This window comes from Brucella sp. NBRC 12950, assembly GCF_030268145.1.
Lineage (GTDB): Bacteria > Pseudomonadota > Alphaproteobacteria > Rhizobiales > Rhizobiaceae > Brucella.
The window spans coordinates 26,125-46,335 of record NZ_BSQC01000023.1 but is presented as its reverse complement, the minus strand read 5'-3'; the positions used below and the strand labels follow the sequence as shown (position 1 = coordinate 46,335).

Genomic DNA, 20,211 nt, shown 5'->3' with positions numbered 1-20,211 from the left:
GTTTATGCTCCGGGAGCTGCATTGAAGTTGGCAACGGCAATGGCGCGTGGATATTCGTTGGTCTTCATCCGGGTCAGCGTCATCGTCACCATGAAATTCTGTCCCGTGATCTGACTGGATGACTGATAGGTCACGCGTAAAGGCAGCTGCACGATCCAATTGTAGATGCCCTCAGGGTTCAGCCCTTCCCTGACGATTACCGCTCTTTGTGCAATGGCTGTCGTGTTCAGTCTCTGGTTTTTGACAAGATCGATCTGACCGCTTCGATTGAGGGCATCGACAAACGAGTTCCAGCCAACTGGCACCGCGAAATAGGGCTTCATGTCTTCAAATTCGGCCCGATAATTCGAGAAAGAATATGTAAGTGCCCGCGTTGCCGCTTCGGTTGCAAAGCTGGCAATTTCTGCCGGGCTCAAATATGGCTCAGTCAAAGGAATAAGCCGCGTAATGCTTCCAGACGCATTGGTGGCAAAATAGACGGGCGTGGGCCTTGATATAGCCAGGAGCGTTGCAGCCGTCGCACAAATAGCAGTTGTGGCTGCAAGGCTGATCGCAATAAACGTCATGCGCCGATAAGCAGAACGATAGGTTTCTGCTCTAATCAGTACAGATTCAACACGCCCATAATCGTTACTGCTCATTTTTTCCCCTGCCGTCGGCTTTTCCAGCACTCACAATGGCTTTGATCTTTTCCTCGCTGATCTGACCATAGAAAATCTGGTTACCCTGATCGGTCTTGTAGAGATAGAACGGAACGCTGTTTAAGCGGTTCTTGCGAAACCATTTGACGTTCTTTGTCATGGCCTTAATGACATTCTTGTCCATCTGATTGACGGGTAAGGGTGTGCGTTCCGGCTCACCGTTGAGCATGTCTTCACTGTGCTTGATGAATGTCTCGCCGGGGTTTTTGTCTTGAACAAAACTGACGGCGAGCTGAAACGATAAGGCAGACAGAACCGGTGTCGGGATGATGCGCAATTCAATCTCGCCACGATCCAAGTACGGCTTCAGCTCAACCAGTGACTTTGCGCAGAACGGGCAACGGGGATCGGCAAACATATAGAGGACTGGCGCGCCCTCTTCGAACCTGTTCGCCTGTATCCACATGGAATAGCTATCGGCCTGATCGCGCAGTTCGGCCAGTGTATTAAATGTTGGAGCCGATGGATCATCCATGCCGCTCGCAGCGCGTGCGTCAAAGGTGGCCGTTGTCGATGCTGGTGGTAAGCCACGAATTGTTGGCACAGTCTCCGCTTCTGGCACCGGTGGCTTTGTTGGCGGTACTTTATCGTTCCGCGTTGCAGACCTTGGCTTGAGTGGATCCACTGAAGTGAGTGACGCAAAAATATCTTCCCCTTCCGGACCGAAGATCTTGCCTCGGATCAGCAAGCCCTCCTCTGTCGTAAAAGCGATTTCAGGGCGTTGATCAGGCAACAGAATGGACCAGACTTGCAGACCACCCATTTTGAACAACAGTTTTGTTTTTAAACTCTCTTCGAATAATACCCTATGAGCATAATCAGATATTTGAGTATCAATCTTGTATTCTTTTGTATTTAGTTGAGCATTTGCGTTGCTTCCGTATCCAATAAGTAGAATAATTAATAATTTAACTCCCAATTTATTGCTCATTATATATATACTCATGTATTATATTGGAATTATCTTTAAATTGATGTATTAAAAATAAATATACAAGTTAAAACTGCCGCATTGATAATTTTTAGAACCGAACGATTTTTTAATCACGATTGAGAGGCAAGCATGAGTGTTGAGTGGGAGAACGGCGACGATAGAGATGGCTTTGCCTTGCAAATGCTTGCGGTTGTCGTCGTCTCAGCAATTATTTCCGCCATTGGCGGTTGGGGCCTGGCCAAGCTCACGCATGGACCCTCCCCCAAAATGGATCGCTCAGAGATAACAGCGCTCCAGCGAAAAACAGCCGCGTTTGAAGACAGTCTGAAACAGCAGGTTTTAGAAACGGCAACGTTGCGCCGTCAGCTGGCAAACCTCACCAGTGAAAACGGCATCATTGTCCGCCTTGTCGGGCATGTGAAAGCACTCAAAGAGCGTAACCAGCTGCTGACGGAAATCGTCATGCAACAACAGGAGAATGTTGGGAGCAGAACAGGGATTTCAGCAAACGGCCTCACCATGACGGGCGCCGAAGGAGCGGCTTTAAGCGAGCAAAACATCGCTTCACCCACCCGGCTTATGGTGGTCACGCCATCAAAGAATTCGAAAGCTGAACCGGAGAAAACAACATCCACGAAAGAGGCTGTTGAAGAGGGAGAATAATGCATGGAGGGACTTGCCGGACTGATGGAGCGTGCCGCAGCCCTCATGCCACCGTTTCAGTCTTTGGTGGTTGCGATTGTCTATTGTATTGGGCTTTTGTGCGCACTTAATTCTCTGCGTGGCTTTGCGGCTGTCAGTGACCGTAGCCTTTCACCCAGGGGCTGGTCTCAAGCTGGGTGGCAGGGGCCTGCATTTCTCTTCGTGTTGGCGGTGGCGTTTGTTTCGCTCTCGAGTGTCATGTCCGTATTTCTCATGTCAATTTTTGGCATGGATCAGACATACGCTGCCAGTGAAGCTTTTGCTTATGCACCTCAGCTCCTGAAGCCTGCCAATAACGAAATGGGGCGCAAGGTTATTATATCCGTAATAAGAATAATTCAGTTTATCGGATTAATCGCATTCGTACGCGGCATATATATAGCAAATCTATCGGCAATATATCCAAACAGAGGCATGATATCAAAAGGCATGACACATATTGTCGGCGGGATATTTGCAATGAATTTAGTAGCATTTCTTGAGATTTTAGAAAAGTTTTTACTCAATACTTAGAGGCCATTTTTTATGACGAAAACCCAGGCAATTTTATTGGCAAGCACCGCGACCATTGCCAGCGCACCGGCGGTGGCTGCATCTTCTGGCGGCGTTGGCGACATGGCATCAAACCTGCGCACCGAGGCGGTTGGACCTATCGCGGATCTGATCGGCTCCCTCGCTTTCGTCTTTGGTGTGATTGCAGGGATTATAGGCTTGTGGATGTTATTTCAACACCGCCGCAATCCCCATGACCCAAACAACAGCGTCGGCAAAGCAATTATGTCGTTTTTCGTGGCTGCGGGATTGATTGGCATCCCAAGCTATCTCGGCGTTGGGGTTGCAACCTTCTTTGGCTCCGGAGCCACAACCACATCTGTTGATGGCTCTTTGCGATCGATAAACTGATGGCAATCATACGCGATACACTGAATGGACTTGCTTATCTCCTGAGCGGGTCTGTTTTGCGTAAAACTTTGGAAAGCTACTGCCGTCTTGTCACCGTGACGGGCGACCACGTGCTGGTGGCCGATGACGGCTCGCTTGTCAGTCTATTCCGCCTGGAAGGCTGTCGGTCCATAAAAGGATCGGCAGAACTTTCAGAAGATGTAGCAAAGCTACGTTTGTCACTGGCGTCACAGTTCGGCACACGTGGTTTCACCCTGCAATTCTGGTTTGGTCATCTTCCTGATGTTGGCCTCGCGGAACTTGAGAATATTCTGGCGGGAACCCTCAACATTGCGCGGGGAGCTGAGCTTGATGTTAATGACCTGATCGAAGAGCGCCAAGCCCGTTTGCCCGACAAGCTGAGCGGCGAACGTGCCTATATCGTCTTGTGGTCACGGCCGACAATGCTGTCGCGCGAAGAAAGCCGTACTTCAGCGGCAGTCCTCAATGACGAGATCAAACAGCTTCCGCCCGCAGTAACAGCACAACTCCCCATACCGGCACTGCCGGCGCTTCTAACCCGGCATGACGCACTTGTTGAATCGCTTTCACGCGAGACTAAACGATGTGATTTTGATGTTGAATTGCTGAATGTTCGTGAAGCACTAGCCGAAATCAAGGGCGTTCTGAACCCGGAGTTTCTCGCTGCTTCAAACGACTGGACGCCAGTTTTGCCTGGAGATTATTTGCGGGCAAAAATGCCCAACACCGATATCGAGCTGCAAGGCAAGGATTTCTCGCATCTCCTATGGCCGTCGCTTACCTCACAAATCATGTCCGAAGACAGCACTCTGCTCAATGACCGCGTGTTTGAATTTGGTAGTAAAATCTATTGTGGCTTTGACATTGTTCTTGGTCCCGAACAGGTCGTGAATTTCAACGATCTGATCTCGCGCATTCTTGATCAGCGCCGCAAGATTTCATGGCGGGTCTCGATGCTCGTTGATAGCGGTGGATTTCAAGGGCAAGTTTTCAAAGAGAACTATGTCAACCTGTTGAGCTTTACAGGTCGCATCACCAATGGCCGCATTAAAAAGGCTTTCGAGACGGCACGAGCCAAGGACGGCGATGGTGAAACCGTTGTTCGCTGGCGGGCATCCTTTGCCGCATGGTGTGATCAGGGCGATGAAAAGCAGCTTTTGTCCGATATTGCGACTTTGCGCCAAACCGTACACGGTTGGGGTAATTGCCAGACAGATATGCAGGTTGGCGATCCTGTTGAATGTATCATGTCATCGGCATTGGGTATCAGTGCTGCCTCAACTGCGCCCGCTGCATCAGCTTATCTTTCCGATGTATTTGCGCTGGCTCCATTTGCGCGACCGTCCAGTCCCTGGCGCCGCGGATCGATCCTGTTTCGCACGCATGACGGGAAATTATGGCCGTATAATCCCGGTTCTTCGCGCCAACTTGGTTGGGTTGATATCATCGTGGGTCAGCCCGGCACTGGTAAATCGGTGCTATCAAACTCAATGAACCTGTCGATTGCACTGTCGCCGCAAGTCGGGCGTTCAAAAACCGGCACATCCTTGCTGCCCCGTATATCGATCATCGACATTGGACCATCGAGTGAGGGGTTCATCAATCTGCTCAAAGAAGCTCTGCCGCCTTCGCGTCGTCACGAGGTTATGCATCTCCGCCTGCAAAACCGTGAGCAATATGCAGTCAATCCGTTTGATCTCCAATTGGGCATGCGCAAACCATTTGCCTATGAACTGGAATATCTGGTCAACCTCATTTGTCTTTGTTGCACGCCAGATAACCGGGAGAGCCCATATGATGGCATCAGTGCTTTGGCGCGGGCAGCCATTCTGGAGGCTTACGAATATTATTCCGATAAAATCGCACCAAAGCGCTATGCAGCAACGGATAGTGTGGATGTTGATACGGCGCTTAAAATTCTTGGCTTTGAATTAGACAGTGCGACCACCTGGTATGAAGTGGTGGACTTCCTGTTTCGGAACGGCAGATATCACGAAGCCACACTCGCGCAACGATTTGCCGTTCCGGTACTGGCCGATCTCGTCAGCATGTCCAACAGGGAAACGGTCAAGGAACCGTTTCGTGAAATGCATGTGGAATCGACCGGTGAAACGGTTGTTGTTGCATTCCAACGCATGATTACAGCGGCGTGCCGCGATTTTCCGCTGCTTGCCTACCCGACCCGTTTCAGCGTGGCCGGTGCGCGTATTATTGCCTTTGATCTGGAAGCGGTTGCCACCAATTCGGGCGCTCACGCACATCGGCAATCGGCAGTCATGTACATGCTGGCCCGCCACACCATCACAACCGATTTCTGGCTGCATGATGATGACCTGAAGGATGACAGCATCCCGCCAAATATTCGCGCCTATCACGCACAGCGCGTGAGCGATAACAAGCAGATGCATAAGCGTCTGGCCTATGATGAGTATCATAGGACGGGAGGGCTGACCTTTTTTCGTAAGCAAAATCAGAATGATGCTCGTGTGGGACGCAAAACCGGTGTTCAGCAGGTCTATGCATCGCAGCTCATTGAGGATTTTGACAAGGAAGTTCAGGAGCTCGCGAATAATTTCTTCTTCTGCAATGTGCCAACTGAAAGTAGCATTCAAGCGCTCGGCAAGACCTACAACCTTTCGGAAACGGTCAAAAATGTATTGCGTGGCCTGAATGGCCCGATCTCGGGCCAAGGTGCGCCATTTGTTGCGATGATGAAGCTCAAAACGGGGCGCTACATTCAGTCTCTCGTCAATGATATCGGCCCGATTGAGAATTGGGCCCTCTCCACCACGCAAGATGATACCGCTCTCCGCGCGCTGCTCTACGAAACCTTTGGCCCAAAAATGGCACGCCGCGTTCTCGCAAAACGCTTTCCGACCGGAACCGCTACTGAACTCCTTGAAACGCGCAAAGCAGAAATGGAAGCGCGGGGGCAGACTGTAGATGACCGCGCCAAAGACAACATTATCCGAACGATTGCCGACGAAATCATAAGAGGGTTCCGTGATGTTTAAGACGATATTTTCAATTGCAATTGGTTTCACGCTTGTGCTGGCGGGAATGACGCCAGGTCAGGCAGACACGCCAAAAAAAGCAGGAAATGAGCAGCAGTTTCTTCAATATCAGCCCGATCTGACGATCAAATTTGATGGCTCGGACCCACAAGCAACCTCGGTCGCCCGGAAAATGTACGGACACCAGTTTAGATATGTGGAAGCAAAGCGGCTGTGGCTGAAAGAGCCAGATGCGGGCTTTGAGCAAATGGTCCTGAAGCTTTCAACGGAAAAAAGCTGCACGGATGATTGCCTTTATGCTGTTTTGTTTCACGACGACAAGCAATGGCTGGAACTATGGCGCGGCAAAGCGAAGAACCTTCAGTTTGGCCCGGTTGGAGATAATGGGCTTCGCGGCATCTATGACGGAACCCGTATGTGGAAATGGACGGGTGATGAATACTGGCCTCAGCTTGCCGAAACTAAATTCGACTTTCGTCCGATTAAACCCGTCGAGAAAGCAGCTGTCGATAAAGACCTCGCAAGAAAATCCGACGATAGACGCAGCGACACAAAATACTCTGTGCTTGACCTTCCGCTTAACGATGGAAACGGAGCAATCATATCAATCAGTAGCTTATATTATTGCGGTCAAACACTCTGCACAGTGTTTGTTCTCGACGAAAGGGCGAAAATCCTTGCAAAATACGGCTCGATGGAAGGTCAAGCTGGCGCTTCCTCTCTTCGCGACGCCAACAATAATCCATTAGTTGAAACTGTGAGCTTCAACGGGCTCAACCTTTATAAAATTGGCTCTGATACCCCTGCCTATGAAATTGCGGCACAAAAGCCCACAATTGCAGGGAAGAAGCGCAAATGAACCTTCGCGCAATTTCCCTCCCCACTATCATAACCCTTCCCTTATGCGTGACAGCTGTTTCAGCACTTGCTGATTACAATCAGGATGTCGCGAAATTCGAAGGCGGGGACTCCTACTCTGTGATGAACAGTAATGCATCCTCTGCACTCGGCAAATATCAGATCACCGCTGGCACGTGGGAGAACCTCGGATATCTCACCTATAACGGTAGCGGTAGCAAATCTGATTATTCGAACTATTCCTTCACGGATAAGGCCAAGAATTCGGGCGTGAGTTCGCTCAGTGATCTTAGGAACTCCTCGGCAGGTGCTGCTTTACAGGATAGAGCCAATCAGGAATTGGCATCAAGCAACTGGGCCACCATGAGCGATCAGACGCGTGGGTTGGTCGGGCAGACTGTCAATGGTGTGGTGATGAGCCAGGATGGCTTACTGCAAGCGGCGCACTTTTTAGGTGCCCAGGGCCTCAACGACTGGGTAGCTAGCGGTTTTGACCCAAGGGTATTGCCGCCAGCGTATTTGAAGGCGAATGGCTTCAAATCCTATGAGGAATTACAAGCCTATCTGATGAACCGCATAGCAGGTGGGGCCGGTAATAGCGCACTAGCCGGTGATCAAGGGACAGGTGGCGCCCCAATGTATCAGGATACTGCCGGTTTCCCTGGCATCGGCAGTGTGCGGCCTGTTCTCATACAAGAAAGACCGCCGTTTCAAGGTGAGAAAGGGACATTATGATGCGCAATTTACTTTGCAGCATGATGGTACTTGCTGCCTGCGTTCAGGCGAGTGCCGACCCGATGGACAGCCTGTTTGCCAATTCCGGCGAAGCTTGCCTTCCTGCTGTGAAGGTCAATCTTAAAGATGCTATCCGCAACGGTATTGAAGGTGAAGTAAAGCGGCGCGAACAGGCTTTAAAAATGCCCGCACCATTGGCGGGTTTAAGCTGTCTGGACAGTCTGATGGATGTCAATCTCGATACAGCCATCCAACTACCAAGCCTCAACAGCTTGTTCAACGGGGCGCTGTCAGACGCACAAAACCAAGTCTGTTCAATGGCGCGAGATCAAATCGCAAAAGTTACAGAACCGCTTCAGAATGCCTTTAGCATTCCGCCGATCCACGGATTAAATCTACCCGGTACTGGCGCAAATGGCGGACCTGATATCGATTTCGGTGTCAGTAACGGAGCTATAGGCCAATACGGCGCCGACATTGTGAACACTGGCCCTCGTGAGAACGCCCAAACCATAATGGACGAACTCTATCGCGGTCTTTACGGAGGAGCGATGTGATGAAGAAGCGCAACTCTTATATGGCCGCATCACTGTTCTCTATTTTGGCAGGAACCAGTGCAGCCTCTGCAGCCTGCGACTGCCGAAGCATCCGCAATATCGTCAATGATGGTGTTGAACGTGTCAATGAACATACAACCGATGTCGGCAAGTCAATTTCTCAGACCATCCTTGATGGCGTTGCGCAGTTAAGTGCCTATTCAAGGCGCTCGACCGAAGCCCAGAAGCGTATCACTGAAGCCGCTCAGGTTAATGATGTGACCCGCGAAAAGCAGATTGCACGTGGACTGGCAGAGAGTGGCCGCTATGATCCCGCTCCTTCTGCCTGCGCCGATCTTTCGGGGATATTCAGCATTGGCAAAGCTGGCGGTGGCATGGGTCTGAGTGGCAAGGACATTACCAATGCCTCCAGAAACTGGTCCTACGGCAATGAAGATATCGGCGCACCCGTTGCCCAAGGTGGTCTGGCCGTTGCCAACGCGATCATTACCGACCGTGACCGATTTAAGGGCACTGGCGGCTTCGCCGATCCGACTTCAGACGCACGTCTGATCACCGATGCGATAACCCTTGATACAACCAAAAAGGAAATCGCAGGCGCACAGATCCGCCTCGTTAACAATATTGTCGACCCAGTACCGGCAAAGCCGATCACAGCGCTTGAGGCAAAGTCCCCTGCTGGTAAAGCACAGATTGCGGCGCGTCAGGTTGATGCCAGTAGACGTTCAGCCGCACACGCAATCATGAGCTACCTCGGTGATCTGGTCACACCAACCGGCAGCTCAGAACTCGCGGCCTGGGCGAAAAAGGCCGCACCCCAAGGCTATCCCTATGCGATTGGAGATCAGGTCTCGCAGCTACAAGCCATGGACATTTTTGTCCGTTCGCGTTTTTCCAACGCGAGATGGCATGAACAGATTGCCCAGATGTCACCAGATGCCATTCAACGTGAACAATTGCTGGCAACAGCCCTGACCCAGCAAATTGAATGGATGCGGTTTGATCTAGAACGACGCAACGCAGTCGCGCTTGCAGCCCTCCTCTCATCTACTCTCGACGATCGCGATACCCAAGCGACCAGCATTCCGATTGCTCCGGGATCAGGCGGCACGTGAGTTCAGACAAGTCATGCTGGAGAGGGAAATTTATATGCAGGATAATGCCAGTAAGCGACGATTTGGATCTATCCGCAGCTATTTATCATGGCGCGGAAAAACATACCGGGACATCGGGCGCGGATCTCGTTTTGGATTAAATGCAAGCGCCGGAGGTTTAAATGCATTTCGTCTGCTCAATCGGGCTCAACAGGGCAGTTTTACGTTTCAGGACAAAGACGGCGGATATGAGCGATTCTGGCGGCTTGTCGGCACATTAGGTGAGGATGCGATACAGCAAGCACTTTATAAGTGGGATCGTGAAACCCTTATATTTCTGATGGCATCTGCGATTTTTATGGCGCTCATTCCCGCATTTTATTTCTTTTTCCACCTCACACCGACTGGCTTATTCAGCCTCCTGTTCCTGGCTATCGCATTTATCATTCTGGGATGTCGTGCCTCGTACCGGGCATGGCAACTGAAACAACGGCGAATGGGATCTCTGCGCGATTTCCTCTTTGGTCAGGACCTTGGGGCAACCGAAATCAGAGGGGTTGGCGATGATTAAGCGTCTCTTGGGCTTGTTAGCTTTCTTTGCCACGATGGCCGTTTCCAGGGCTCATGCTGCCTCCGAGATCAATGTTGTCGACATTATCAGCGGTAAAGGCGATACGCGCACAAACTCCTATCTGAACATGATTTTTGGCCCCCTGTTCGATGGGCCAAACAAGGAAACACTGATTTCCGCTCTCATATTCAATTTTAACGTGCTGTTCTTCTCCATCGGCCTTGTCATCTTCCTCTATAATATTGTGACCGCCACTGTTGATACGGCCAACGAAGGAGAGGTTCTGGGAAGCCGATATTCGACCGCATGGGTTCCGATCCGCATTGTCCTTGCAGCAGCAGCGCTCGCTCCTGTCATGCCAGGCGGTTATAATTCTGCACAGTATATTTCTGCCTACGCAGTAAACGTCGGTACCGCCGCCGCAACCTTCTTTTGGGATCAGACGGCAGACATAATCGTAGAGCAGAAAATTCCGGTTTTAGCAGCCGAAACGGATGGGCCGGATGGTCAGTTCCTGCAATCCCTGTTTCGTATGGAACTCTGCCGCGCCGTCTATAATCTGGAAGTCGCCAAGGGCGGTAACAACATGGATGGTGTTGCAAGGCACTGGGTTCTCCAATCCGGTGTCCACGTTCTTGATTACAGCCTGCCGACACAAGCTGGTGCCTGCGGAAAGATTACGCTGCCGACCGAGACTGTCGGCTTTCGTCGCATCGCCGAAACCGCTCAAACAGGTAAAGACGATCTCAACAAGAGCTCCAGTGACAAGTTCAATGATTTCCTTGCTGACATGCAGAAGAACGTAGACATGATGGCCGATGAATTTGCGCCCGTAGCCGATCTTCTGGCGCAAACCGTTTCCAAGCGACAGCCCCTACCCCCTTATCGCAACCTTGCTCTTGACATGAAGAAATGGCGCGAAGCTCAAAGCCAACTGCTGCGCAGGTTCATCGGCACAGATCGTCTCAATCAAGTCGCAAAAACAACCTTCAATCAGACTGAGGACATCACCGTCATAACTCCTGGCGCAAGCACGGATCAAAAACTCTCAATCAATGTGAAGAACGGTGGCTGGTCACAGGCGGGCTTTTATTATCAGCTGATATCGCGCATGTCGTCCGACGCCAATGCGGTCGGTTCAATGATGCCAAGCGTTACGCCGGGCGGCGCTATTGGTGGCGCGGCCAATCCGCATGGTCCTGTCGTCAATGCCGTGGCGTCTCAATATGCGGCTCAGAATAGTTACTGGTTCGGCTCTGCCGAAGGTGATGCCAAGAAATTCCTCAACCAAATTACCGCGACTTACAATGGCACGGTAGACTGGTGGAATGAATCCGTCACGCGCAGCGGTATCAGAGCCTTCACCAATGAGCGTCTGGCGTTTGCCGACAATGGCGGCGATTTGGCCAATATCCTGCCTCCATCAGGTGGCCTGTTGGAGAGCATCGCGCTTTTCGCACCAAACTCATCTGTCTCAGATCCCATGAATGCCATCGTACTACTCGGCATTCAATTGACGACACTTGCAGCGGTCACAACGGCAGCAGTTGTGTTCTTCGGTGCTATGCCGTTTGTGGGCGGTGCTGCCACTACGCTCGGGACAATTATTGGACCAGCCCTGCTGGCGTTGATGGCTTTGGGGAGCACAATGTCGTTTGTTCTGCCGCTGATGCCGTCCATCATTTGGGTTCTGGCAATCATGTCGTTTATTATTCTTATTATAGAGGCCATTTTTGCAGCACCACTTTGGGCCATCGCACATCTGTCTATGGGCGGACATGGCTTTGTCGGTTCTCACGCCCGCAAGGGTTATGTCCTGCTTCTTTCCCTGCTGCTGACACCCACGCTGATGATCTTCGGACTATTAGCTGGGATGATTGTATTTCGGATTGCTGGAAATGTGCTCAATGCCGGCATGTATTACGCCCTGACATCCTCGCAATCCCTCGTCGCAGATAGCTGGGCTAGCTTCGGTTGGTATGCAGGAATTCTGGTCGTCGGCATTTTTATGGCTTTTGTCTACATAGCCATTATTGAATTATCGTTTTCTCTGATCGCGGGATTTCCAGGTCGTGTATTCCGATGGTTTGATGAAATCGGCGATCAGCTCGACAGCCAGTCATCCTTGCGAGCCGGGTTAGGTGCCGCTGCGCAGTTTAAAGGAACAAATTTTGGTGTCTCGAGTACGACGATTGGTGCACTCGGCTGGAACCAACGTCGGTTGAATGCGAACAAAGGTAAGGAAAATTCGGACAGCGATAAATCGCCCTGAACTAAGGCAGACGTGCTTTTGGCGCGCTAGTCAAATGGCAAGCAATACTTACGAACCCACATTCCACATAGGAACATAATGGGAATAACCAGAAACATGACAATCTTGAGCCAGGTCATCGTACCCGTATCATCCAAGAGAATTCGCATTGGTCCAATTCCCATCGAGAGCCCAAAGACTAAAAGCAAGCCAATACCGGGTATCATGAATACAAATGCTATTGGCACGAAGATCAAAAATCGTACTGCCTTTTCCGTTTTTGATATCGGGCCATATGCCTCACGATCAAAGACTGGCTTAAGATATTTTGGAAACATAGCAATTCATCCCGGAACAGGTTTGGTTAGCATATCCCTCAATATATCATTTTAACTTTTGTCTCGGTCAGCCCAACATCTTGCCCAAAAGACCGTCCGTCCGCCTTTCGTAAAAAGCCGATCCCAAATGTTCGCGCGCGGTTGCTTCCGTCAGAAGCCCTTGTCTGATCTTGATATCAATGCTTTGGGGGAGTGACCGGGCAATAAGCCTGCCATCGTTCTTTGCGTCTTTAAAAACGTCGCTTGCAACCTTGGTCCAGTTATCAAACGGTGCTGAGGCAAAGCGATCGCGCGCGGCATCCGTGAAGATCATGAATTCGCGAATGGCAAAGCGACCGCTGTAATCGGGCGTCGGCACCAGATGCTGTGCCACCACGACTTTCAGCGATGTGATGAGATCATAAGCGCGGCTTGCTTGTTCATCCGCTGGAAACTCCAGTACCATGCGCCGCAAAGCTTCGGCGACAGACCCTGCATGGGTCGTCGTGTTGACGATATGCCCCTGCACTGAGGCCGCAAGACAGCCTGACATCGATTCATAATCACGGGACTCACCGACATTGATGATTTGCGGCGCACGACGCAAAGAGGCCCAGATTGCCTTGCCGAAGGTTGCGAAATTCCGTCCTTCGCCGATTTCCGACTGCGCAATGAAGGCTGGTGAAGCGAGATTGTTCTCCAGGACATCACGGAACGTATATTCAATCGGTGCCTGATAATCGATGATCTTGCGTGGGTTCTGCCTGTTCTCAAGATGCGAACGTGTAATCGCTGCCATCGTGGATGACTTCCCATGCCCGGTGCCGCCCACAATGGCGATCAACCCACTTTTGGGATTAAGATAATCGCGTATCTCGTCTTCAAGCTTCACGCTATCCAATGTCGGTGTTTTTAACGGCAATGAACGGATAGAGAGTTCGAAACCATCTGCACCATTAACCGAAATACCGGTGGCGTTAATGCGATAACGGCGTCTGGACGCGCGATTAATGCCGATCTCATAGGCAAAATCCAGCGCTCGACCTTGGCGGATAATGCCTGCTGCGTCCGCTGAACGCCACAGAGCCGACAGGATCATGTCGACTTCCGATGTGTGTAAACTACGCAATGAGCCGTAATACTGGCGGCCGTTGATCTGAACATGGATGCGGCTCTCCGACATAATGGAGAAGTCAGACGCGCCTCGATGGGACGCGGCTGCAAAAAGGTGGTCGATAAGCTCGCTATTGTTATCAAAACGCTGAGGTTCATGCAGCAGCAGCGGCACAAACGTGCCGCGGGGATCGTAAGGCTCGTGCGAAATTTTGCTCAAGTCGATCATTAGGTCTGCCTATTTATCGACGCGGCGCGTGACCGGTTTCCATTTTTTTGGATTGGTCACAAAGGTTGCGTCGTTTTCGATGCGAACCCTCCGCTGACCAATGAACAGTTCTGCACGCGTTCCTTTGGAACGTACTTCACTGGAAGAAATCAGCAGTGACTTGATCAGACCAGCCTCGACCAGACGGCGGTATTCGATCATACCGGCATAGTCGCGCCGCAACAGATTGAGATTGATCTGCAGCGCTTCATCTGCCTGCGAACGGCCTTCCTTCCACCCCTCGACCATATACTTGTCCCAGATGGCGCGCTCTTGCTTACCGACCGGCAGAAACTGCTCATCAGGTTCGGCCGCCTTATCAAGCGGCATCACCAGATAATCGCGCCATGTCGGAACGATGCCGACAATCCGGCCCGGCTTTTCGATACGATAATATTCGTCAGCCGCCACACTCTCACGCCCACCCTTGGTAATGGTCAGCGCTTCACTCGCTCTGGTAACAACAGGCGGCACCACAAATCCAGCTTCTTTAGGGGCGGCATAGACGACTGCGTTGAAATTGAATTCTTCAGATAATTCCGGCGACTTCTTTTCAAGCTCCGCCATGATTTCATAAACGCGGCGCTCGTAACCAGCCTGTGCCGCGTAGGATATCGCCGCATCGCGCAGGATCTCGGATCTTGCTTTTGCAACACCGGCACCGCTGCCGGCATTGCCGGTCCGCTTGGCAAACTGTTCAAAGGTTGAAGGCACATAGGATGCACCGGTCAATCGGTCAGGTCCGCCGATCAGAAGCGTTGGCGGCTCAATATCCCGCTTGGTTGTCGTGCAACCGGCCAAACCAAGGGAAAGAAAAACAACAGGGAGAGAAAGGCGCATTTACAGCCTCGCATCGTCAATATGTGGAACGGGGCTTTTTTCCGGTCGCTTGTAACGAACCGTCATGCTCTTGTGAGCTGGATCGATGGTCAGCCGAACCAAGCCCTGTGATTGCAAAAGCCCTTCCTCTAAAATCGCATAGGCCGTGTCGCTTGACCGTTTGACCGAGACAAGAACAGGTGCACCAGGGCGCTCCCCATATTTGCGAACACCGTAACCAATCTCAGCGGCAGTGTTTCTAATCAGATCCTCAATGGGTCCCTGAAAGCTGGCACGCATTGGCATGAACAAAGAGGTGTCGGATTGAGCCGATTCAATCATCCTGATCACACCAGTCGGCCGATGATTAAAGTCCGACTTTTCCAGGTAAACGAAATTCTTTTCTTCTTTTATAGTATCAATTTTTTGATCAATAATGGGACTTATCGGCTTTGTATCCATAACGGGTTTGTTGGTGCATCCGGTCATCAATACAATTCCGGCAATTAAAATATAACGCATAAATATACTCCTGCAATGGAGCAAATTAATCATAAAATCCAATGGTTTACAATGTTCTTAAACTTCAATTATTAGGGGGTAATTTCATGCCCGTGATATGATAACTGGCTTATACTCTGCGTCTGATTGATTGCTCGCCATTGCCACGTTGCCCGAATATCGCTGGCCTGAATCTGCAGCAACTGAGCGGAGCCACATTAAGATCAAGAGTTGCTACGACACGGTTGAACCGCTCGCTTTCCGTGGGATTTATTATAAACGCACCAAACCGCTCGTTGATCCCGGTCAGAAGCCCAGTGATTTCCTTGCGCGCTATCCGGCAATCACAACTGCTGAGAAACTTCCCCATGCCGGTCTCATCATCATGCAATTTGCTGATGAAACTTTTCGTCCCCGCCGACAAATCAGCAATCGGCATTTGCATTTTATCGCGGGAAGCCACTTCTGGACTTCCCTTCAAAAGTGGAGGACTTCTGTTAGACCAGACTGACAGGAGGCTTAGAATTGAAGCAGCGAGAATTTACAGAAGAGTTCAAACGCGAAGCCGTTCGGATTTTAACGACGAGTGGTCGAAGCATTTCATCGGTTGCCGAGGACCTTGGCATTGGCAAATCAACACTTGACCGTTGGCGTCGTAATTTTGCTGAGAAAGATTTACTCTCCGGTCCGCACGAAGACATGAGCCAGGAGCTTGCTCGGCTTCACAAAGATAACGAGCTTCTACGACAGGAACGAGATTTACAAAAAAAGCGACGGCCTTCTTCGCTCGGGAGACAAGTCGATGAAGTTTGCTTTCATCGATACGGAGAAGGTCCATATGTCTCTGTCGCGTTTGTGCGCCTTCGCAGAGGTGTCAGCATCAGTGGTTATTATGCATGGAAGCATCGCGTCCGTAGCCGCCCCCAGTTTGATGACATGGTTATTCTTGCGCATATTCGCAATCAAGTTGCACTGTCACGTGAAACCTATGGCAGCCCTCGAATGCATGTCGAACTGAATGAAGAGGCATTCGAGCAGGACGACACCGCACGGCGCGACTGATGCGTGAAAACGGTCTTAAGGCCCGTCAGAAACTCGCATCAAATGCACGGCCGACAGCAATCATGGTGAGCCTGAAGCTCTCAATCTTCTGGATCAGGACTTCGCTTGCGATGGACCAGATCAGAAATTGTTGTCGATATCAGTTACATATGGACTGCTGAAGGCTTACTGTATCTGGCAATTGTAGTCGATCTTTTCTCTCGTCGTATTACCGGCTGGGAAGCACGGAATCGGATTAAAAACGATCTGGTGATCTAGGTCCTGTTGACAAAGTGGATTCCCAAATCAGTTGAAGCATGATTCAAAACTGTCTTTTAGGAGGCGGGTTTGGCGCGTGGCGATCTGACGGATTTGGAATGGAGGATCATTGAGGGGCTGCTACCTACCGAGCGCGGCAGGAAGTCTCGGCCCTCTCATGACAACCGACGATATCTCAACGGAATGCTGCATGTTCTGCGGATCGGCTGCCCCTGGCGCGACATGCACAAGCGCTACGGCAAGTGGAACTCCATCTATGTTCGCTTCCGTCGTTGGGCGGAACAAGGCGTGTGGGATGGACTTCTCGAAACGCTTGTCGAGTTGGGGCTAACCGACGACTGGCAGCACATGATCGACAGCACCACGGTTCGAGGCCATTCACAGGCAGCGGGCGCTAAAGGGGGACTTATAAGGAGGCTTTTGGTCTATCACGCGGTGGCTTTACGACAAAAATCCACGCCCGCGCAGACGGTCAAGGACGCCCTCTCGGCTTCATCCTGACGGGTGGCGAAGCATCGGACTACAATGCCATTCCGGGCTTGCTAGCAATGCCAGTTGGCAAACCGAGAATGTTTCTCGCTGACAAGGGATATGACAGCGACTTCCTGCGCGAAGAACTGCTAACCCACGGGATCACGCCCGTTATACCGCCGAAGGCAAATCGAAAAGAGCCGCCCGTCTGCGACTTTCGGGCCTATAAGGATCGAAACCGTATCGAGCGCCTGTTCAACAAGCTCAAGCAGTTTCGGCGCGTAGCCACCCGCTATGATAAAACCGAACGGTCGTTCGCTGCTTTCCTTGCTTTGGCTGACGTTCGCGTCTGGCTGCCATCATTCACCGGGATGGTCCAAAACCCATGACCTTACCGGAGCCTCCCCAGTTCGGACGTCTTTGTAGGTCGAGCTGATCTTACTCAGCACCGTCTCATCGTCCGTATCGATCTCGTAGAATGTGCTGTCGACGGCTCGGATCGTAATCCATGTCTTGTCTGACTGCATCGGTCCGGAGCCGACAAACTCGCCCCAGATAACCTGCTGCGTCTTCTCGGCCAAGGCTGCTAGATCGGAGCCTGAAAGCCGGGCGTTGTCTTGCGCCAACTCCTCCAGTTGCTCGCCGCCGTCACCTGTGGCCTCAAACCATTCGTGCCCAGGCTTGGATGATTTGACGGTCGAAACTGTCCAATTTGCCTGCAAAGATCGAGGCGTCAAAAGCCGCAGTAAGTCTCTGAGATCAAGCGCGAGGACATTATCTTTGAGATCATAAATCCTAAGTATCGCCATGACGTCCCTCTGACGGCAGGATTCGCATTGGCAGCAGCACTTTGTCAACAGGACCTAGGCTTTGAAGAAGGCTATTGCAACCGGCAACCAAAGCCGGGACTGATCCAGCACTCGGACAGGGGAAGCCAATATGCGGGTTATGAGTATCGCAAAATCCTCAAAGCTCACAGCATGCTTCCATCTATGAGCGGCAAAGGAAATTGCTATGATAATGCAATGGTGGAAACCGTCTTCAAGACGATCAAGTCGGAACTGATATGGAGAACTGTGTTCCAGACCAGAAATGACGCACCTAAAGCCATTGGCGAATACATTGACGGCTTCTATAATCCCATCCGAAGACATTCGGCCCTCGGATACAGATCGCCGATCCAGTTCGAGATGATGAAGCGAAAAATAGTGTCAGAAGCTCTCCACTAAACACGGGCAAGTCCAACGGCATGACCAACTTGGGCGACCGCCTTGCGAGCTCGCCGCAGAAATCGTTCGCCTGCATAGGTGAAGGTTACACCGCCATGTCCACGGATGAAGAGAGCCGCGCCAATCTCGTCTTCCAAGTCTCTAGTACGGCGGCTGACGGCGCCAGAGTCAACCCCAAGATGCCGCCAGGCGCGGTGTATGCCGCCAAGCTCCGCCGTGGCGATCACATAGAGAAGATGGCGGAGCTCAAATCCGAGGTCATCTGCTCTTCGCATGCACACTCGCACTACTCGTCGTTGCCAGCCGTGGACCCGCCTTGGTATCGAAAACTTCTGGATTGGAACTATCAACTGCACCATCCCAACCACCACCCAGCGCCTTGTTGAGTGCGATGAAATAAATGGCGATATCTGCGCGGCTCTGGATCAATGCTCGCTCGGCGGTGTAGAGGGACCGGTCCGCGTCGAGCACGTCAAAGAAATCGACCTCGCCAGCTTCGTTGAGGGTACGCGACAGTTTGGCGGCCTTGCGATAGGAGGCGGTCGATGAAGTGAGTTTCGCATATCGCATGCGCGTCTGTGACAGCAACACGATGGAGTTCTCGACATCTTCCATCGCTTTGAGTACGGCCGCCTGGTAGGACACGTAGTATTGGTCGCGTTGGGCATTGGCGACTTCGACAGCCGCCCTGAGCTGCCCACCTTGAAAGATCGGCACGGTGAGCGTTGGCCCGAACGACCAGCCGATCGTTGACTTCTTGCCCAGGTCGCTCATGTTCAGCGCCGAGGTAGCGATGTTGCCAGTCAGGCTGATCGATGGATAACGGTTGGCTTCGGCCTGTCCGATCTTCGCGGTATATTGCGCAAGCTGCCGCTCCGCGAGGCGCACGTCCGGTCGGTTCACCAAGACATTGGCCGGGATGCCCGTCGAGACTGATATATTCGGCAACGGGATCGCGCCGGCCGTCTTCAACCGCTCCTCCAGAGCTGCGGGCGGCTGGCCAAGGAGGATGCTCAGGCGATGAACATTTTGGGCGTATGAAATCTGATACGTTGGAATATCGGCTTCTGTCGACATCGCCTGCGCATGCGCCTTGGCATCGTCGACGCTCGTGGCCGCACCAGCCTCGAGTTGCTTGCGGGTGAGTTGCGCGGTTTCGCCCTGGGAAGCGGCTGAGCGCCGGGCGAGTACGAGGAGCGCCTGATACTCGCGCGCCTGGGCATAGTTGGAAGCCACGTCCCCGATCAGTGTCACGAGTGTATCGCGCAGTTGCTCCTCGGCGGCCTGCTCCCTGTATTTGGCGGCCTCCAGGCCGCGCCGGTTGCCGCCGAAGAGATCGAGTTCCCAACTTGCATCGAAGCCACCCTGATACTGAGTATAGACGCTCGGATCGGAACTGCCGGCCGATGCGGTCGAGCGTGTCCTCGTCACCGAGGTCGAACTGTCGAGCGAAGGCAGAAGCACGCCCGTCTGCTGCTGATAGGCGGCGCGCGCCTCGCGAATTTTCGCTTTTGCAAGGGCGATATCGAGATTGCTGTCAACTGCCTCAGCAACGAGCTTGTTGAGCAACGGATCGTGAAGCTGCAGCCACCATTGCGAGAGCTGCGGCGGCTTGGCCAGCTTTTGCTCCTCCTTGCTTCCCCAGTGTGTCGGAAGTGTAAGTCGAGGTTGCTCGTAGTCCGGTCCGACGACGCAACCGGCAACAAGCAGTACGCTCGATAGAGCGAGCGCGACCTTCATGGTTCCGGCTGTCAGAATCGTCATATCATCATTTCTCTACTAGGAAGGCGTCGTAAACTTCTCGGAAGACAGCTGGCTGCAATGCAGCCGTA

19 protein-coding genes and 2 pseudogenes are annotated in these 20,211 nt (G+C 51.9%); 13 read left to right on the top strand and 8 right to left on the bottom strand.

Features of this window, described 5'->3' with window-relative positions:
* Positions 1-2: 2 nt before the first annotated feature.
* On the bottom strand, positions 3-641 hold the full coding sequence (locus tag QSJ70_RS25975) for a type IVB secretion system apparatus protein IcmL/DotI (protein ID WP_285540927.1): 639 nt from the start codon (positions 639-641) through the stop codon (positions 3-5).
* The gene (locus QSJ70_RS25970; protein ID WP_285540926.1) at positions 631-1,632 is read right to left on the bottom strand and encodes a thioredoxin fold domain-containing protein; all 1,002 of its coding nucleotides are present in this window, start codon (positions 1,630-1,632) and stop codon (positions 631-633) included. The genes QSJ70_RS25975 and QSJ70_RS25970 overlap by 11 nt, the downstream gene beginning before the upstream one ends.
* 132 nt (positions 1,633-1,764) lie before the next feature.
* On the opposite strand from QSJ70_RS25970, the gene QSJ70_RS25965 reads away from it, so the two are divergent.
* Genes QSJ70_RS25965 through QSJ70_RS25920 form a run of 10 tightly spaced genes read left to right on the top strand, consistent with a single transcriptional unit; the run spans position 1,765 to position 12,362 of the window.
* A complete protein-coding gene (locus QSJ70_RS25965) occupies positions 1,765-2,298 on the top strand; it encodes a hypothetical protein (protein WP_285540924.1) in 534 nt (177 codons plus the stop codon).
* A gap of 3 nt (positions 2,299-2,301) precedes the next feature.
* Positions 2,302-2,850, top strand: coding sequence for a hypothetical protein (locus tag QSJ70_RS25960; RefSeq protein ID WP_285540923.1), 549 nt, complete (start codon positions 2,302-2,304; stop codon positions 2,848-2,850).
* Between the two features lie 12 nt (positions 2,851-2,862).
* The gene (locus QSJ70_RS25955; RefSeq protein WP_215780712.1) at positions 2,863-3,240 is read left to right on the top strand and encodes a hypothetical protein; all 378 of its coding nucleotides are present in this window, start codon (positions 2,863-2,865) and stop codon (positions 3,238-3,240) included.
* Positions 3,240-6,275, top strand: a complete 3,036-nt coding sequence (locus tag QSJ70_RS25950) for a putative type IV secretion/conjugal transfer ATPase (protein ID WP_285540920.1) — start codon at positions 3,240-3,242, stop codon at positions 6,273-6,275. Before QSJ70_RS25955 ends, QSJ70_RS25950 begins: the two co-directional genes overlap by 1 nt.
* Entirely contained in the window at positions 6,268-7,134 is an 867-nt protein-coding gene (locus QSJ70_RS25945) for a hypothetical protein (protein WP_285540918.1), read from the top strand. Before QSJ70_RS25950 ends, QSJ70_RS25945 begins: the two co-directional genes overlap by 8 nt.
* On the top strand, positions 7,131-7,868 hold the full coding sequence (locus tag QSJ70_RS25940) for a hypothetical protein (RefSeq protein ID WP_285540916.1): 738 nt from the start codon (positions 7,131-7,133) through the stop codon (positions 7,866-7,868). Before QSJ70_RS25945 ends, QSJ70_RS25940 begins: the two co-directional genes overlap by 4 nt.
* The gene (locus QSJ70_RS25935; protein ID WP_285540915.1) at positions 7,865-8,425 is read left to right on the top strand and encodes a hypothetical protein; all 561 of its coding nucleotides are present in this window, start codon (positions 7,865-7,867) and stop codon (positions 8,423-8,425) included. The genes QSJ70_RS25940 and QSJ70_RS25935 overlap by 4 nt, the downstream gene beginning before the upstream one ends.
* Positions 8,425-9,540, top strand: coding sequence for a conjugal transfer protein TraW family protein (locus tag QSJ70_RS25930; RefSeq protein ID WP_285540914.1), 1,116 nt, complete (start codon positions 8,425-8,427; stop codon positions 9,538-9,540). The genes QSJ70_RS25935 and QSJ70_RS25930 overlap by 1 nt, the downstream gene beginning before the upstream one ends.
* A gap of 34 nt (positions 9,541-9,574) precedes the next feature.
* A complete protein-coding gene (locus QSJ70_RS25925) occupies positions 9,575-10,090 on the top strand; it encodes a hypothetical protein (RefSeq protein ID WP_285540912.1) in 516 nt (171 codons plus the stop codon).
* Positions 10,083-12,362 (top strand): DotA/TraY family protein, encoded by a 2,280-nt coding sequence (locus QSJ70_RS25920; protein WP_285540909.1) that lies wholly within the window; start codon positions 10,083-10,085, stop codon positions 12,360-12,362. Before QSJ70_RS25925 ends, QSJ70_RS25920 begins: the two co-directional genes overlap by 8 nt.
* Positions 12,363-12,746: 384 nt before the next feature.
* Here the strand turns inward: QSJ70_RS25920 and QSJ70_RS25915 are convergent, their stop codons facing one another.
* From QSJ70_RS25915 to QSJ70_RS25905, 3 genes are read right to left on the bottom strand one after another with little or no spacing between them, the layout of a single operon-like run.
* Positions 12,747-14,000, bottom strand: a complete 1,254-nt coding sequence (locus tag QSJ70_RS25915) for a type IV pilus twitching motility protein PilT (protein ID WP_285540907.1) — start codon at positions 13,998-14,000, stop codon at positions 12,747-12,749.
* A 9-nt stretch (positions 14,001-14,009) separates the two neighbouring features.
* Entirely contained in the window at positions 14,010-14,879 is an 870-nt protein-coding gene (locus tag QSJ70_RS25910) for a type IV secretory system conjugative DNA transfer family protein (protein ID WP_285540905.1), read from the bottom strand.
* A complete protein-coding gene (locus QSJ70_RS25905) occupies positions 14,880-15,380 on the bottom strand; it encodes a DotD/TraH family lipoprotein (RefSeq protein WP_285540904.1) in 501 nt (166 codons plus the stop codon). It abuts the gene before it with no gap.
* Between the two features lie 486 nt (positions 15,381-15,866).
* Between QSJ70_RS25905 and QSJ70_RS25900 the strand changes: the two are divergent.
* A pseudogene (locus QSJ70_RS25900) lies at positions 15,867-16,676 on the top strand (IS3 family transposase); the annotation flags it as partial.
* 72 nt (positions 16,677-16,748) lie between these two features.
* A protein-coding gene (locus tag QSJ70_RS25895) for an IS5 family transposase (protein ID WP_285540903.1) occupies positions 16,749-17,539 on the top strand; the annotation gives its coding sequence in 2 pieces (ribosomal slippage) (positions 16,749-17,079 and positions 17,079-17,539; 792 coding nt in all).
* Here the strand turns inward: QSJ70_RS25895 and QSJ70_RS25890 are convergent.
* Entirely contained in the window at positions 17,510-17,959 is a 450-nt protein-coding gene (locus tag QSJ70_RS25890; protein ID WP_285540902.1) for a hypothetical protein, read from the bottom strand. The genes QSJ70_RS25895 and QSJ70_RS25890 overlap by 30 nt on opposite strands.
* An 81-nt stretch (positions 17,960-18,040) precedes the next feature.
* Between QSJ70_RS25890 and QSJ70_RS25885 the strand changes: the two are divergent.
* Positions 18,041-18,379 (top strand): annotated as a pseudogene (locus QSJ70_RS25885) (integrase core domain-containing protein); the annotation flags it as partial.
* On the opposite strand, the gene QSJ70_RS25880 reads toward QSJ70_RS25885, so the two are convergent.
* The gene (locus QSJ70_RS25880) at positions 18,376-18,654 is read right to left on the bottom strand and encodes a LysR family transcriptional regulator (RefSeq protein ID WP_285540901.1); all 279 of its coding nucleotides are present in this window, start codon (positions 18,652-18,654) and stop codon (positions 18,376-18,378) included. The pseudogene QSJ70_RS25885 and the gene QSJ70_RS25880 overlap by 4 nt on opposite strands.
* Entirely contained in the window at positions 18,638-20,143 is a 1,506-nt protein-coding gene (locus QSJ70_RS25875; protein WP_285540900.1) for an efflux transporter outer membrane subunit, read from the bottom strand. The genes QSJ70_RS25880 and QSJ70_RS25875 overlap by 17 nt, the downstream gene beginning before the upstream one ends.
* Positions 20,144-20,211 lie beyond the last annotated feature (68 nt).

Coding starts and splice junctions, on each gene's coding strand:
- QSJ70_RS25975 (WP_285540927.1), bottom strand. CDS start 641: ATGAGCAGTAACGATTATGGGCGTGTTGAATCTGTACTGATTAGAGCA.
- QSJ70_RS25970 (WP_285540926.1), bottom strand. CDS start 1,632: ATGAGCAATAAATTGGGAGTTAAATTATTAATTATTCTACTTATTGGA.
- QSJ70_RS25965 (WP_285540924.1), top strand. CDS start 1,765: ATGAGTGTTGAGTGGGAGAACGGCGACGATAGAGATGGCTTTGCCTTG.
- QSJ70_RS25960 (WP_285540923.1), top strand. CDS start 2,302: ATGGAGGGACTTGCCGGACTGATGGAGCGTGCCGCAGCCCTCATGCCA.
- QSJ70_RS25955 (WP_215780712.1), top strand. CDS start 2,863: ATGACGAAAACCCAGGCAATTTTATTGGCAAGCACCGCGACCATTGCC.
- QSJ70_RS25950 (WP_285540920.1), top strand. CDS start 3,240: ATGGCAATCATACGCGATACACTGAATGGACTTGCTTATCTCCTGAGC.
- QSJ70_RS25945 (WP_285540918.1), top strand. CDS start 6,268: ATGTTTAAGACGATATTTTCAATTGCAATTGGTTTCACGCTTGTGCTG.
- QSJ70_RS25940 (WP_285540916.1), top strand. CDS start 7,131: ATGAACCTTCGCGCAATTTCCCTCCCCACTATCATAACCCTTCCCTTA.
- QSJ70_RS25935 (WP_285540915.1), top strand. CDS start 7,865: ATGATGCGCAATTTACTTTGCAGCATGATGGTACTTGCTGCCTGCGTT.
- QSJ70_RS25930 (WP_285540914.1), top strand. CDS start 8,425: ATGAAGAAGCGCAACTCTTATATGGCCGCATCACTGTTCTCTATTTTG.
- QSJ70_RS25925 (WP_285540912.1), top strand. CDS start 9,575: ATGCAGGATAATGCCAGTAAGCGACGATTTGGATCTATCCGCAGCTAT.
- QSJ70_RS25920 (WP_285540909.1), top strand. CDS start 10,083: ATGATTAAGCGTCTCTTGGGCTTGTTAGCTTTCTTTGCCACGATGGCC.
- QSJ70_RS25915 (WP_285540907.1), bottom strand. CDS start 14,000: ATGATCGACTTGAGCAAAATTTCGCACGAGCCTTACGATCCCCGCGGC.
- QSJ70_RS25910 (WP_285540905.1), bottom strand. CDS start 14,879: ATGCGCCTTTCTCTCCCTGTTGTTTTTCTTTCCCTTGGTTTGGCCGGT.
- QSJ70_RS25905 (WP_285540904.1), bottom strand. CDS start 15,380: ATGCGTTATATTTTAATTGCCGGAATTGTATTGATGACCGGATGCACC.
- QSJ70_RS25890 (WP_285540902.1), bottom strand. CDS start 17,959: ATGGCGATACTTAGGATTTATGATCTCAAAGATAATGTCCTCGCGCTT.
- QSJ70_RS25880 (WP_285540901.1), bottom strand. CDS start 18,654: ATGCGAAGAGCAGATGACCTCGGATTTGAGCTCCGCCATCTTCTCTAT.
- QSJ70_RS25875 (WP_285540900.1), bottom strand. CDS start 20,143: ATGACGATTCTGACAGCCGGAACCATGAAGGTCGCGCTCGCTCTATCG.